The following is a 14213-nucleotide window of genomic DNA, read 5'->3' as shown; positions in this document are numbered from 1 at the left end:
GGCGCATCCTTTGGGATGCGCCTTTTTTTCAGGTCGAGATTTTTTATTGCTGGCCGGCGCAGTGTGCGCAGCGGGCAAGGTTTCAAAGAGAATTCGGAGCGAGATATGGCGGGTCATTCCAAGTGGGCGAACATCAAGCACCGCAAAGAACGTCAGGATGCCAAGAAGGGCAAGATTTTCACCAAGTGGATTCGTGAACTGACCGTTGCGGCCCGTCAGGGCGGCGGCGATCCGGGTTCCAATCCACGTCTGCGCCTGGCGCTGGACAAGGCGCTCGGTGCGAACATGAGCCGCGACATCATTGATCGCGCAGTGGCTCGCGGTGCCGGTGCTGCCGATACCGACGACATGGTCGAGCTGACCTACGAAGGCTACGGCCCGGGCGGCGTGGCGGTGATGGTCGAATGCATGACCGACAACCGTAACCGCACCGCGGCGGCTGTGCGTCACGCGTTCAGCAAGTGCGGCGGCAACCTCGGCACCGACGGCTCCGTGGCCTACCTGTTCGAGCGCAAGGGGCAGATTTCCTTCGCGCCGGGCGTGGACGAGGATGCGTTGATGGAAGCGGCGATGGAAGCCGATGCCGATGACGTGGTGACCCACGAAGACGGATCCATCGACGTGTTCACCTCGTTCGCCGGTTTCTACTCGGTGCGTAACGCGCTGGAAGCGGCAGGGTTCAAGGGTGATGACGCGGAAATCGTGATGTTGCCGACCACCAGCGCCGAACTTGACCTGGAAGGCGCCGAGAAGGTCCTCAAGCTGATCGATATGCTGGAAGACCTGGACGACGTGCAGAACGTCTACTCCAACGCGGATATCCCGGAATCGGTTGCCGCCCAGCTCGGTTAAGGATGTCTCCTGTAGGAGCGAGCTCGCTCGCGAAAAACCTGAGAGCGCCGCGCTCATTCAGGCGAACCGCGTTATCGTTAACGTCCATCGCGAGCAAGCTCGCTCCTACATATATTGAGTTATGACTTTAATTCTTGGCATCGACCCCGGTTCGCGCATCACCGGTTATGGCGTGGTCCGCGATACCGGGCGTGGCTGCGTGTACGTGGCATCGGGTTGCATCCGCACAGGCTCCGGCGAGTTGCATGAGCGTTTGCAAATCGTCTATCGCGGCGTACGCGAAGTCATCCAGACCTACGGCCCGACGACCATGGGCATCGAAAAAGTGTTCATGGCGCGCAATGCCGACTCTGCCCTGAAACTGGGGCAGGCGCGCGGTGCTGCCATCGTGGCCGGTGCCGAAGAAAGCCTGGAAATCGCTGAATATACCGCCACCCAGGTCAAGCAGGCCGTGACCGGGACCGGCGCGGCAAACAAAGAACAGGTGCAGATGATGGTCATGCACATGTTGAAACTGACCAGCAAGCCGCAAATCGATGCCTCGGACGCTCTGGCGATCGCTATTTGCCACGCGCACACCCGTTCCAGCCTGTTGCCGCATGGCTTGGGCACCGCACGCAGTCGTGGCGGGCGCCTGCGTCTCTGATAGCATCAGCAGTCATTTTTACGGAGCAAGGGTTTTGCGCCTGGGTTGTCGGCGCAAAACCCTTGTTCTGTCAGTCGCCAGCACCGCGCTGGCCAACGCTCAAGGATCTGAAACGTGATTGGACGCTTGCGCGGCACACTGGCTGAGAAACAGCCGCCGCACCTGATTCTGGATGTAAATGGTCTGGGGTATGAGCTGGAAGTGCCCATGACCACGCTGTATCGGCTGCCGTCGGTCGGTGAACCACTGACGCTGCACACCCATTTGGTCGTACGCGAAGACGCGCAGTTACTCTATGGTTTTGCCAGCAAGCGTGAGCGAGACTTTTTTCGCGAATTGATCCGTCTCAATGGTGTAGGGCCGAAACTGGCGCTGGCTTTGATGTCGAGTCTGGAAGTCGATGAGTTGGTACGTTGCGTACAATCCCAGGACACCTCGGCGTTGACCAGGGTGCCGGGCGTGGGCAAAAAGACCGCTGAGCGTTTGCTGGTGGAACTCAAGGATCGCTTCAAGGCTTGGGAAACCGTGCCGGCGATGTTCGCCCTGGTACCGAATCAGGCGGGTGGGCCAGATGCGCAGGTCGCGGTGGCCACCGCTGAAAATGACGCGGTCAGTGCGCTGATCTCCCTGGGCTACAAGCCGCAGGAAGCCAGCAAGGCGATTTCCGCGATCAAGGAGAAAGGTTTGAGCAGTGAAGACATGATTCGTCGTGCCCTGAAGGGAATGATCTAAGTGATTGAAGCTGATCGTCTGATAACCGCCACGCCGGGCCCGCGCGACCGCGAGGAAGTCCAGGACCGGGCGATCCGTCCTGTCAGCCTGGCCGAGTACATTGGCCAGCCGACCGTTCGCGAACAAATGGAGTTGTTCATCCAGGCCGCCCGTGGGCGCAACGAGTCGCTCGATCACACGCTGATCTTCGGCCCGCCGGGCCTGGGTAAAACCACCCTGGCCAACATCATCGCCCAGGAAATGGGCGTATCGATCAAAAGCACCTCCGGCCCGGTGCTCGAACGCCCCGGCGACCTCGCCGCACTGCTGACCAATCTCGAACCGCACGACGTGCTGTTCATCGATGAAATCCATCGGTTGTCGCCGATTGTCGAGGAAGTGCTGTACCCGGCCATGGAAGATTTCCAGCTCGACATCATGATTGGCGAAGGGCCGGCCGCACGTTCGATCAAGCTGGACCTGCCGCCCTTCACGCTGGTGGGTGCGACGACCCGCGCCGGTATGCTGACCAACCCGTTGCGTGACCGCTTCGGCATCGTCCAGCGTCTTGAGTTCTACAACACCGCGGACCTGGCAACGATTGTCAGCCGCTCGGCGACTATCCTTGGCCTGCCGCTCGACCCGGAGGGTGCCTTCGAAATCGCCCGCCGTGCCCGTGGCACCCCGCGGATCGCCAACCGGCTGCTGCGTCGGGTGCGCGATTTTGCCGAAGTCCGTGCCAAGGGTCACATCACCAAACCGATCGCCGATCTCGCCTTGAACCTGCTGGATGTCGATGAGCGTGGTTTCGACCACCAGGACCGACGCCTGCTGTTGACCATGATCGAAAAATTCGACGGCGGGCCGGTGGGCGTCGACAGTCTGGCGGCGGCAATCAGCGAAGAGCGTCACACCATTGAAGACGTGCTGGAGCCCTATCTGATCCAGCAGGGCTATATCATGCGCACCCCGCGGGGGCGGGTGGTGACTCGGCATGCGTACCTGCATTTTGGTTTAAACATTCCGTCACGATTGGGCGAGATGCCCGTGGTAGACGAGTTCCTCGATGCCGTGGACGATTAATTAACCTTTGCGCGCTGATTTTTCGGGCATTGTGCTGTCCTAGGACCGTACTTTCGCGAGAAAGCCGCAGAACAATGAAAAACAGTTGCCTGGCCGGATTGGCAACCTGAGGAGTAAGCACTAGAGTATGCGCGCGCAAAACGGGCTTGAGCCGTTCGCACATCGTTGTCGCGTTTATTACGAGGACACCGATGCGGGCGGCATCGTGTATTACGTCAATTACCTCAAGTTTATGGAACGGGCTCGTACCGAGCGGCTCCGGGAGCTGGGCTTTGCCCAATCCCAGCTGGCCGGTGAGGACCTGTTGTTTGTCGTGCATTCCAGCGAAGCGCGTTACCACGCGCCGGCGCGACTGGACGACGAACTGCTGGTAAGCGCTGAAGTAATCGAATTGAACCGTGTCAGCCTGCGCTTTAAACAGCAGGTCAGGCGAGCCACGGATAATGCGCTGCTCTGTGAAGGGCAGTTTTTGGTGGCCTGTGTGCGCACTGACAGTCTGAAACCCCGGGCCATTCCCGAAGCTCTACGTGCGGCCTTTGCCGACGTGAGCGGCGCGGGTACACACTCAAAGCAGGAGATAAAGCGTGGAAGCTAACGTCGTCGACCATTCCTCCATGTGGAGCCTGGTCAGCAATGCCAGTATCGTGGTGCAACTGGTAATGCTGATCCTGGTAGCCGCATCGGTGACCTCATGGATCATGATCTTTCAGCGCAGCAACCTGCTGCGCGCCGGTCGACGTGCCCTGGAGAGCTTTGAAGAGCGCTTCTGGTCGGGCATCGACCTGTCCAAACTCTACCGTCAGGCCGGCAGCAATCCTGATCCGGATTCGGGCGTCGAGCAGATTTTCCGTGCCGGCTTCAAGGAATTCTCCCGTCTGCGTCAGCAGCCAGGCGTAGACCCGGAAGCGGTCATGGAAGGCGTGGCCCGTGCCATGCGCGTGGCCATCTCGCGCGAAGAAGAGAAGCTTGAGCAGAGCCTGCCGTTCCTCGCCACCGTCGGCTCCGTCAGCCCGTACATCGGTCTGTTCGGTACGGTCTGGGGCATCATGAACTCTTTCCGTGGTCTGGCCACTGCCCAGCAAGCGACCCTGGCCACTGTGGCTCCCGGTATCGCCGAAGCACTGATCGCCACCGCGATCGGTCTGTTCGCCGCCATCCCCGCCGTTATCGCTTACAACCGTTTTGCCGCTCGCAGCGAAACGCTGATCAGCCGTTACTACACCTTCGCCGACGAATTCCAGGCGATCCTGCACCGCAAAGTGCACACCAGCGAAGAATAAGCAGGTAATTTCCAATGGCTTTAATCGCTCGAGCTCGCAAAAAGCGCAAGCCGGTCGCCGAGATGAACGTAGTGCCTTACATCGACGTGATGTTGGTGCTGCTGGTCATTTTCATGGTGACCGCGCCGATGCTCAATCAGGGCGTGAAAGTTGATCTGCCCAAGGTTTCCAGCGAAGCCTTGCCGCAGGACAACAACACTCAGGTCCTGACCATTTCGATCAAGGCTGACAAGACCTATTACTGGAACCTTGGCAGCGAAGTCGACACGCAAAAGCAGCAGGACAAGGCAATGACCTTGCCGCAAATGACTGACGCCGTGACCAAGATCATTCGCGCCGGTACTGAAGGCGGCAAGCGCACCCAGGTGTTCATCCGCGGCGACAAGACCGTCGATTACGGTTCCGTCATGGGCGCCATGGGCGGGTTGCAGAAAGCCGGAGTCGGTAACGTTGGCCTGATTACCGAGGCGCCCTGATGCAGCAACAGCGAGAGCCAACAGCCTCGGAAAGCTATTTCTGGCCTAGCGTCTGGGCGATAGTCCTGCACGTGCTGGTGTTCGGCATGCTGTTCGTCAGCTTTGCCTTCACACCCGAACTGCCGCCGGCCAAGCCGATTGTCCAGGCGACCCTGTACCAGCTGAAATCGAAAAGTCAGGCGACCACCCAGACCAATCAGAAGATTGCGGGTGAGGCGAAGAAATCCGCCGCACGTCAGACCGAAGTCGAACAGATGGAACAGAAAAAGATCGAACAGGAAGCGATCAAGGCTGCGGAACAAAAGAAGGAAGACGCGGCTCAAAAAGCCGAAGAATCCAAGAAGGCCGACGAGACGAAGAAAGCGGAAGAGGCGAAAAAGGCTGATGAAGCCAAGAAAGCCGATGAAGCGAAGAAGACCGCCGAAGCCAAAAAGGTCGAAGAGAAACAATTGGCTGATATAGCCAAGAAGAAATCTGAAGAAGAAGCCAAGAAAGCAGCTGAAGAAGAGGCCAAGAAAGCGGCCGCTGAAGAAGCCAAGAAAAAGATTGTCGAAGACGCGAAGAAGAAAGCCGTGGACGACGCCAAGAAAAAATCTGAAGCTGAAGACGCGAAGAAGAAAGTCGCCGAAGACGCGAAGAAGAAAGCTGCTGCCGATGCTGCGAAGAAGAAATCGCAGGAAGCGGCACGTAAATCCGCCGAAGACAAGAAGGCCCAGGCCCTGGCAGATTTGCTTTCCGACACGCCAGAGCGGCAGCAGGCATTGGCAGATGAGGTGGGTGATGAAGTCGCGGGTAACTTCGACGATCTGATCCGCTCGCGTGCTTCTGAAGGTTGGGCGCAGCCACCGTCGGCCCGCAAGGGCATGAAGGTGATCCTGCAAATCAACATGCTGCCTGACGGAACAATCTCCGGCGTATCGGTTGCGCGTTCCAGCGGTGATGTACCGTTCGACAGCTCGGCGGTTGCAGCGGTAAAAAATATTGGTCGATTGACCGAAATGCAGGGTCTGAAGCCAGCTGATTTCGCACCCTATCGTTCATTCAAGATGACATTCACACCTGAGGATCTAGCCTTGTGAGAAACCTTCTTCGAGGACTGCTTGTAGTCATGGTCTGCTTTGCAGGCCTGGCCACCGCAGATGAAAAAAATATCCTGGTCAGCAGTGGTAGCTCCCAGGCAGTTCCAATTGCCGTAGTACCGTTTGGCAACCAGGGCGGCAGCGTGCTGCCGGACGACATGGCCGAAATCATCGGCAATGACCTGCGCAACTCCGGTTACTACTCGCCGATTCCGAAACAGAACATGATCAGCCAGCCAAGCCAGGCCAGCGAAATCATCTACCGTGACTTCAAGGCGCTCGGCGCCCAGTACGTCATGGTCGGCAGCATTGCTCCAGCGGGCGGTCGCCTGCAGGTTCAATACGCTTTGTTCAACGTCGCCACCGAGCAGCAAGTGCTGACCGGCAGCGTGTCGGGCAGCGTGGATCAACTGCGCGACATGTCGCACTACATTGCGGACCAGTCGTTCGAAAAACTCACCGGTATCAAAGGTGCGTTCTCGACACGTCTGCTGTACGTGACGGCAGAGCGTTTCTCCGAGAAGAACACGCGCTACACGCTGCAGCGTTCCGATTACGACGGTGCCCGCGCCGTGACCCTGCTGCAATCGCGTGAGCCGATCCTGTCGCCGCGTTTCGCACCGGATGGCAAACGCATCGCTTATGTCTCGTTCGAGCAGAAGCGTCCGCGTATCTTCATGCAGAACATCGACACCGGTCGCCGTGAGCAGATCACCAACTTTGAAGGCCTGAATGGTGCGCCAGCCTGGTCGCCGGATGGCAATCGCCTGGCGTTCGTACTGTCCAAAGACGGTAACCCGGACATCTACGTGATGAACCTGGGTTCGCGTCAGATCACTCGCGTCACCAATGGTCCCGGCATCAACACCGAACCGTTCTGGGGCAAGGATGGTTCGACCATCTACTTCACCTCCGACCGTGGCGGCAAGCCTCAGATCTACAAAACCAGCGTCGGTGGTGGCGGTGCGGAACGTGTGACCTTTATTGGTAACTACAACGCCAACCCCAAGCTTTCGGCTGATGAAAAGACCCTGGTGATGATTCACCGCCAGGATGGCTTCACTAATTTCAAGGTGGCGGCCCAGGATTTGCAGCGCGGAAGCGTAAAAATCCTCACTGATAGCACTCTGGACGAGTCGCCTACTGTTGCGCCCAACGGCACCATGGTAATCTACGCCACCCGCCAGCAGGGCCGGGGAGTCTTGATGCTCGTGTCCATTAATGGACGCGTAAGGCTCCCGCTTCCTACCGCACAAGGCGAAGTCAGAGAACCTTCCTGGTCCCCTTACCTGAACTGACGCGGCGCTACACGTTTCACTTAAAACACTGGGGTTCATTAGGAGTTTCACGATGGAAATGCTGAAGTTTGGTAAATTTGCTGCGCTGGCTCTGGCCATGGCTGTAGCTGTAGGTTGCTCGTCCAAAGGCGGCGACAACGCCGGTGAAGGCGCTGTTGATCCAAACGCTGGTTACGGCGCTAACACTGGCGCCGTTGATGGCTCCCTGAGCGAAGAAGCTGCTCTGCGCGCAATCACCACCTTCTACTTCGAATACGACAGCTCGGACCTGAAGCCAGAAGCCATGCGCGCTCTGGACGTTCACGCCAAAGACCTGAAATCGAACGGCGCTCGCGTTGTTCTGGAAGGCAACACCGACGAACGTGGTACTCGTGAGTACAACATGGCACTGGGCGAGCGTCGTGCGAAAGCCGTTCAGCGTTACCTGGTACTGCAAGGTGTTTCCCCAGCTCAGCTGGAACTGGTTTCCTACGGCGAAGAGCGTCCAGTTGCTACCGGCAACGACGAGCAGTCCTGGGCTCAAAACCGTCGCGTCGAACTGCGTAAGTAATTCGTCATGCGAACGTGCCGTCGTGCTGTAACTTTTCTGGCTCTCAGTCTCGCACCGCTTGCGGTGTGGGCTGCGGTTCCTGTGGTCGAAGACAACTCCGGCTATAACAATAGCGGGACGAGTTATCCGCCTGCGGGTTACGGTACGAACGGCGCCTATGCCGGGGGAGGGGTTTCGGCCCCTGTCTCGGCACAGGGCGAGCTGTTCAACCAACTGCAATCAATGCAGGAGCAGATCTCGCGCCAACAAGGCATCATCGAAGTTCTGCAAAATGATGTAGCGCGCATGAAGCAGGAAAGCCTGGAGCGATACCAGGATCTTGATCGGCGCATAGGAACCGGCGTTGCACCAGCCGCGACTCCTGAGAATTCTCCCTCCGGTGGCACGTTGAATGCCCCCGGCGCAGCAGCTGGCGCAGGTGCAGGGGCGGCAGCCGCTCAAGCACCGGCCGCGGGTAGCGAACCGGCGGATCCGGCGAAGGAAAAACTGTATTACGATGCAGCCTTCGACCTGATCAAGGCCAAGGATTTCGACAAGGCCAGCCAGGCTTTTGCCGCTTTCCTGCGCAAATACCCGAACAGTCAGTACGCGGGCAATGCTCAGTACTGGTTGGGCGAAGTGAACCTGGCCAAAGGCGATCTGCAAGGTGCAGGCCAGGCTTTTGCCAAGGTTTCGCAGCTGTACCCCAAGCACAACAAAGTGCCTGACTCGCTGTACAAGCTGGCTGATGTAGAGCGCCGCCTTGGTCATCCGGACAAGGTCAAAGGCATTCTGCAGCAGGTTGTGTCGCAATACCCGGGCACATCCGCTGCTCAGTTGGCCCAGCGCGATCTGCAGCGCATGTAAGGCTGCTTGAACCGTTTCGAAGAAACCCGCGCCAGTCGCGGGTTTTTTCGTTAGAATTCACGCCCTTTTTCTGAAACACGCTTTTTGGGATCTGCGCATTGGCGAGGTTCCTTGAAGTGCCTGACGGAGGCGGACAGCCTGTTTAGCTGTTACGCCCGTGGCGACTATGCAAGACACATTGAGAATCACCGAAGTTTTCTACTCGTTGCAGGGTGAAACGCGGACTGCCGGGCTGCCCACTGTTTTTGTGCGCCTGACCGGTTGCCCCTTGCGTTGCCAGTACTGCGACAGCGCCTACGCCTTCACCGGCGGCACCATCCGCCCGCTCGACGACATCCTTGAACAGGTGGCCGGTTTTCGCCCCCGTTATGTGTGTGTCACCGGCGGTGAGCCGCTGGCGCAACCTAACGCCATCCCCTTGCTCAAGCAGTTGTGCGACGCCGGTTACGAAGTGTCACTGGAAACCAGTGGCGCACTGGATATCTCGGCGGTAGATTCCCGGGTCAGTCGCGTTGTCGACCTGAAGACGCCGGGTTCGAAGGAAGCGCATCGCAACCGCTACGAGAACATCGAATTGCTCACGCCCAATGATCAGGTGAAGTTTGTCATCTGCTCGCGGGAAGACTACGACTGGGCCGTGTCCAAGTTGATCCAGTACGGACTGGATCGGCGCGCCGGTGAAGTGCTGTTCTCGCCAAGTCATCACGATTTGAATGCGCGCGACCTGGCGGATTGGGTAGTGGCGGACAACTTGCCTGTGCGCCTGCAACTGCAGTTGCATAAATATCTATGGAATGACGAGCCGGGGCGCTGACATGACTGAACAACTGAACACTGCTGAAAAACGTGCGGTCATCCTGCTGTCCGGCGGCCTGGATTCGGCCACAGTCGTGGCCATGGCCCGCGCAGAAGGCTACAGCTGCTACACCATGAGTTTCGATTACGGTCAGCGCTCGCATGCCGAATTGCACGCCGCCGAACGTGTCGCCCGCGACCTAGGCGTGGTTGAGCACAAGGTGATCGGTCTGAATCTGAACGGCATCGGTGGTTCCGCGCTGACCGACAGCAGCATCGATGTGCCGGAAGTGGCGGGCGAAGGTATTCCGGTGACTTATGTGCCTGCGCGAAACACCGTGTTCCTGTCGCTGGCGTTGGGTTGGGCGGAGGTGTTGGGCGCGCGTGACATCTTCATCGGCGTTAACGCGGTGGATTATTCCGGTTACCCGGACTGCCGTCCCGAGTTCATCGAGTCCTTTGAACGCATGGCCAATCTGGCGACCAAGGCCGGTGTAGAGGGCAACGGCTTTCGCATTCAGGCACCGCTGCAAAACCTGAGCAAGGCGCAGATCGTCCAGGCGGGTGTGAAGCTGGGCGTCGATTACGGTCTGACCGTTTCCTGCTATCAGGCCGACGATGACGGCCGCGCCTGTGCCAAATGCGACAGCTGCCGACTGCGTGCAGAAGGCTTTGCAGCGGCCGGAATCAGCGACCCAACACCTTATTTCTGATTTATTTCAAATAAGGTGTTGAATAAACGTTAAAAATCAGTATTATACGCGCCACCACACAGCGGGTCGTTAGCTCAGTTGGTAGAGCAGTTGGCTTTTAACCAATTGGTCGTAGGTTCGAATCCCACACGACCCACCATTTTTGTAGCAGTTTTAAAAGTCTGGAAGGCCCACGCAAGTGAGGATTTCCGGATTTTTTTTTGCCCGCGATTTGAGCTCGACTGCCAACAAACGACTCCGCATGACGCAGGTCAGAATCATCTTTTGCATCCCCCGGATATTCTGTAGCCTTGCGCAGCTCCAACGCTTTCCATGCCTGATGAATACTCACTCTCCCGGCGGTACCCCTGAAGGGTCCGGAGCCGGGTGTATACTCGACTTTCGCGCGTAAGCGCTTGCAGGTCTTGCGAACATGACGCAGATTTCTGAACGCCTTCTGGTTCAAGCTCACCTCGACGCCAAACAGCCCAAGCCGCTGACGCCCGAGGAAGAGGCCTATTATCGCGCTGCCATTGCTGCCGAGCTCAAGGCTCAGGACGCGGTGTTGGTTGCCCACTTTTATTGTGATCCGGTGATTCAGGCCTTGGCCGAAGAAACCGGCGGCTGTGTCTCCGACTCGCTGGAAATGGCCCGATTCGGCAATGCACACCCGGCCAAGACCGTCGTGGTCGCGGGTGTGAAGTTCATGGGCGAGACCGCCAAAATTCTCAATCCTGAAAAACGTATCCTGATGCCGACCCTGGAAGCGACCTGTTCGCTGGACCTGGGTTGCCCCGTGGACGAGTTCTCGGCGTTCTGTGATCAGCATCCGGAACGTACCGTGGTGGTGTATGCCAACACGTCGGCGGCGGTGAAAGCGCGGGCGGACTGGGTTGTGACGTCCAGTTGCGCGGTGGAAATCGTCGAAAGCCTGATGGATAACGGCGAGAAAATCATCTGGGCCCCGGACAAACATTTGGGCACCTACATCCAGCGCAAGACTGGTGCAGACATGTTGTTGTGGGATGGCGCCTGCATCGTCCACGAAGAGTTCAAGTCCAAACAGCTCGAAGACATGAAGGCGCTGTATCCGGATGCGGCGATTCTCGTGCACCCGGAATCGCCGACATCGGTGATCGAGCTGGCGGATGCCGTCGGCTCTACCAGCCAGCTGATTGCAGCGGCGCAGAGCCTGCCGAACAAGACGCTGATCGTCGCCACCGACCGTGGCATTTTCTACAAGATGCAGCAGCTGTGCCCGGACAAGGTCTTCATCGAAGCGCCTACGGCGGGTAACGGTGCAGCGTGCCGCAGTTGCGCACATTGCCCGTGGATGGCGATGAACACGCTTGAGCGGATGCTGAAGAGCTTGAAGGAGGGGGCGAACGAGATCTTTGTCGACCCGGCGTTGATTCCCCAGGCGATTCGGCCGTTGAAGCGGATGCTCGATTTTACTCAGGCTGCGCGGATGAAACTGGTCGGCAACGCTTAAGAGCAAGATCAAGAGATCGCAGCCTTCGGCAGCTCCTACAAAACCTGGTAGGAGCTGCCGCAGGCTGCGATCTTTTTTGTGGCCGTTATTTGGCCTTCTTCGGAATCCGCACCAGCTGGGTGTTGGAATACATGTCATGCCAGCTGCGTTTCTGTTTATCGAACAGCGACCAGATAAACCCCAGGCCAACACACAGCCACGAAGCAATCGACACCACAAACCGCAACAGCGCCTGCCACAGGCTGATCGATGAACCATCAGCGTTCTGCACGCGGATGCCCCATACCTGCATGCCCAGGGTCTGGCCAGACCAGGTCCAGAACTTGGCGAAGAAACCGAACAGCACAAACAGCAACAACGTTGAAAGCAGAGGATCGCCGTCCAGCGCGCCTGCCTCGGTCAGCGTGCGCATTCTGTCCTCGCCGATGATCGTCATCTGGATCATCTTGTAGGCGCCGCTGGTCACGATCAGCAGGGCGGTGCACAACAGAAAGTCATAGAACATCGCTGCCAGACGACGACCCAGTGAAGCGGCGGGAAAGTCGCCCTGAGGTTTGAGCAGGTGTTTCGACATGGCAGGTTCCCGGTGGAAAAAGAAACCATTTTACGGATTTACGCGCACAAAAAAGCCCCTGATGTCAGCATCAGGGGCTTTTTCGTAACAGAAAGTCAGGCTTCTGCCTGGACCTCGTCAGCTTGCATGCCTTTCTGGCCCTGAACGGCAATGAAGGTCACTTTCTGGCCTTCTTTCAGGCTCTTGAAGCCGTTGCCCTGAATAGCGCGGAAATGCACGAACAGATCCGGACCGCTTTCTGGAGTGATAAAACCAAAACCTTTCTCGTCGTTAAACCACTTGACGGTACCGCTCTGACGTTGGGACATTTCTTATTTCCTATGACGCAAAAATTAATGACAGCCTCTTTCTTATGAAAGAGTACTGGGGCTGGTTGCAGGAGAGTAAGAAGACGTCGAACGGGATGTAGCTAACTTGTAGGCTACTGCCCAGGTCACGATTCCAAGCGACCCATGCAAACACAGTGAACAAACTCTACGCCAACTACGGGAGAAAAAACAAGCCCCGTGCAGGGCCCGGTTTTACTCAGGTTGAGGGTGTAGTCGGTCCACTAATGCGGGCTTATTCGATAGAGGTGTTCAATTGTTTTCGAACGTTATAAGCGAAGTTCATAATCGAAGCTTACAACCAGGGTGTGCACTGTTTTATGGCAGTTGCGTTACACAGTAGTGCACTGTTTAACGCAACTGCGTTACTTATAGAAACAGTCAATCAGCCACGATAGTAGCGTTGTGGAACAAATGGCATTTTGCTTACAAGCAAAGGCACCTTTTTCCCACGCACGATCGCCCAGACCGGTGTGTCGATGGCGATGTAGGCGCTGTCGAGGTAGCCCATGGCCAACGGCGCACCCAGCGTCGGGCCGAATCCGCCGCTGCAAACGGTGCCGATGATGTCGCCCGCTTCATTGACGATCTCTGCACCTTCGCGTACCGGCGTACGTTCCTGAGGCAGCAAGCCGACGCGTTTGCGGCTGACACCGGCTTGCTGCTGGCCGAACACGGTTTCAGCGCCAGGGAAGCCGCCGGCGCGAGCGCCGTCGGCACGTCGCGGCTTGGAGATGGCCCACAACAGACCCGCCTCGATCGGGGTGGTTTCGGTGTTCATGTCGTGGCCGTAGAGGCACAAGCCGGCTTCCAGACGCAGGGAGTCACGCGCGCCGAGGCCGATGGCGGCCACTTCCGGTTCGGCGAGGAGGGCGCGAGCGAGCGCTTCGGCGCTGGCGGCCGGCACGGAGATTTCGAAACCGTCTTCACCGGTGTAACCCGAGCGGCTGACAAAACAGTCCACGCCCAGCAGGCTGACGCGGGCGAACTGCATGAAGGTCATCTTTGCCACTTCAGGTGCCAGGCGGGCGAGCACGGTGACGGCTGCCGGACCCTGGAGGGCCACCAGCGCACGTTCTTCGAACAACGGCTCGATGGTGCACTGGTCGCCGATGTGCTGTTGCAGATGCGCGAGGTCCTGATCCTTGCAAGCCGCGTTGACCACCAGGATCAGTTCATCGTTACCGAGGTTGGCGACCATCAGATCGTCGAGAATGCCGCCCGTCTCGTTGGTGAACATCGCGTAGCGCTGCATGCCCACCGGCAAATCGATGATGTCCACCGGCACCAGGGTTTCCAGTGCTTTGGCGGCATTCGTGCCGGTCAGACGGATCTGGCCCATGTGCGACACATCAAACAACCCGGCCTGATCACGGGTGTGCTGGTGTTCCTTCATCACACCCAGCGGGTACTGCACTGGCATGTCGTAGCCGGCAAACGGCACCATGCGGGCGCCGAGTTCGATGTGCAGTGCGTGCAACGGGGTTTTCAACAGTTGTTCGGTGGACATATC

The 14213-nt window shown here is 58.1% G+C and carries 17 protein-coding genes and 1 tRNA gene; 15 read left to right on the top strand and 3 right to left on the bottom strand.

The annotated features are described in order from the left end of the window. The first annotated feature begins 105 nt into the window (after positions 1-105). The 15 genes from F8N62_RS03990 to nadA all read left to right on the top strand — a co-directional run bounded on the left by F8N62_RS03990 (position 106) and on the right by nadA (position 11800). Positions 106-852 carry a YebC/PmpR family DNA-binding transcriptional regulator gene (locus F8N62_RS03990; protein WP_008072427.1) on the top strand — a complete coding sequence of 249 codons (747 nt, stop codon included), beginning with the start codon at positions 106-108 and terminating at the stop codon, positions 850-852. Positions 853-973: 121 nt separating this feature from the next. Beyond that, complete coding sequence (gene ruvC / locus F8N62_RS03980; protein ID WP_054044997.1) at positions 974-1498, top strand: crossover junction endodeoxyribonuclease RuvC; 525 nt, start codon at positions 974-976, stop codon at positions 1496-1498. A 114-nt stretch (positions 1499-1612) separates the two neighbouring features. Beyond that, the gene (gene ruvA, locus F8N62_RS03975; protein WP_150709733.1) at positions 1613-2230 is read left to right on the top strand and encodes a Holliday junction branch migration protein RuvA; all 618 of its coding nucleotides are present in this window, start codon (positions 1613-1615) and stop codon (positions 2228-2230) included. Continuing rightward, on the top strand, positions 2231-3292 hold the full coding sequence (gene ruvB / locus F8N62_RS03970) for a Holliday junction branch migration DNA helicase RuvB (RefSeq protein ID WP_056741402.1): 1062 nt from the start codon (positions 2231-2233) through the stop codon (positions 3290-3292). 127 nt (positions 3293-3419) lie between these two features. Continuing rightward, the gene (gene ybgC / locus F8N62_RS03965) at positions 3420-3887 is read left to right on the top strand and encodes a tol-pal system-associated acyl-CoA thioesterase (protein WP_150709732.1); all 468 of its coding nucleotides are present in this window, start codon (positions 3420-3422) and stop codon (positions 3885-3887) included. Then, positions 3877-4572 (top strand): protein TolQ, encoded by a 696-nt coding sequence (gene tolQ / locus F8N62_RS03960; protein ID WP_017340467.1) that lies wholly within the window; start codon positions 3877-3879, stop codon positions 4570-4572. Before ybgC ends, tolQ begins: the two co-directional genes overlap by 11 nt. Positions 4573-4595: 23 nt before the next feature. Then, positions 4596-5048: a protein TolR gene (gene tolR / locus F8N62_RS03955; protein WP_162491085.1), complete on the top strand. Its 453-nt coding sequence runs from the start codon at positions 4596-4598 to the stop codon at positions 5046-5048. Continuing rightward, positions 5048-6127 carry a cell envelope integrity protein TolA gene (tolA, locus tag F8N62_RS03950; RefSeq protein WP_150709731.1) on the top strand — a complete coding sequence of 360 codons (1080 nt, stop codon included), beginning with the start codon at positions 5048-5050 and terminating at the stop codon, positions 6125-6127. Before tolR ends, tolA begins: the two co-directional genes overlap by 1 nt. A gap of 29 nt (positions 6128-6156) precedes the next feature. Beyond that, entirely contained in the window at positions 6157-7425 is a 1269-nt protein-coding gene (tolB, locus tag F8N62_RS03945) for a Tol-Pal system beta propeller repeat protein TolB (RefSeq protein WP_224791336.1), read from the top strand. A gap of 52 nt (positions 7426-7477) precedes the next feature. Further along, a complete protein-coding gene (pal, locus tag F8N62_RS03940; protein WP_003205029.1) occupies positions 7478-7975 on the top strand; it encodes a peptidoglycan-associated lipoprotein Pal in 498 nt (165 codons plus the stop codon). 6 nt (positions 7976-7981) lie between these two features. Further along, positions 7982-8821, top strand: coding sequence for a tol-pal system protein YbgF (gene ybgF, locus F8N62_RS03935; RefSeq protein WP_150709729.1), 840 nt, complete (start codon positions 7982-7984; stop codon positions 8819-8821). Positions 8822-8987: 166 nt separating this feature from the next. Then, positions 8988-9635 (top strand): 7-carboxy-7-deazaguanine synthase QueE, encoded by a 648-nt coding sequence (gene queE / locus F8N62_RS03930; protein WP_046032066.1) that lies wholly within the window; start codon positions 8988-8990, stop codon positions 9633-9635. Position 9636: 1 nt separating this feature from the next. Continuing rightward, entirely contained in the window at positions 9637-10329 is a 693-nt protein-coding gene (gene queC / locus F8N62_RS03925; RefSeq protein ID WP_150709728.1) for a 7-cyano-7-deazaguanine synthase QueC, read from the top strand. 63 nt (positions 10330-10392) lie between these two features. After that, a tRNA-Lys gene (locus F8N62_RS03920) sits at positions 10393-10468 on the top strand. Between the two features lie 273 nt (positions 10469-10741). Next, positions 10742-11800: a quinolinate synthase NadA gene (gene nadA / locus F8N62_RS03915; RefSeq protein ID WP_150709727.1), complete on the top strand. Its 1059-nt coding sequence runs from the start codon at positions 10742-10744 to the stop codon at positions 11798-11800. Between the two features lie 85 nt (positions 11801-11885). On the opposite strand, the gene F8N62_RS03910 is transcribed toward nadA, so the two are convergent. From F8N62_RS03910 to gcvT, 3 genes are all read right to left on the bottom strand, one after another. Next, on the bottom strand, positions 11886-12374 hold the full coding sequence (locus F8N62_RS03910; protein ID WP_150709726.1) for an RDD family protein: 489 nt from the start codon (positions 12372-12374) through the stop codon (positions 11886-11888). A 95-nt stretch (positions 12375-12469) separates the two neighbouring features. Beyond that, positions 12470-12682, bottom strand: coding sequence for a cold-shock protein (locus F8N62_RS03905; protein ID WP_007977299.1), 213 nt, complete (start codon positions 12680-12682; stop codon positions 12470-12472). 403 nt (positions 12683-13085) lie between these two features. Continuing rightward, positions 13086-14210, bottom strand: coding sequence for a glycine cleavage system aminomethyltransferase GcvT (gcvT, locus tag F8N62_RS03900; protein ID WP_150709725.1), 1125 nt, complete (start codon positions 14208-14210; stop codon positions 13086-13088). Positions 14211-14213 lie beyond the last annotated feature (3 nt).

This window comes from Pseudomonas fluorescens (genome assembly GCF_902497785.1).
In the GTDB taxonomy this organism is placed as follows: domain Bacteria; phylum Pseudomonadota; class Gammaproteobacteria; order Pseudomonadales; family Pseudomonadaceae; genus Aquipseudomonas; species Aquipseudomonas fluorescens_BO.
This window is presented reverse-complemented; position numbering and strand designations above follow the sequence as displayed.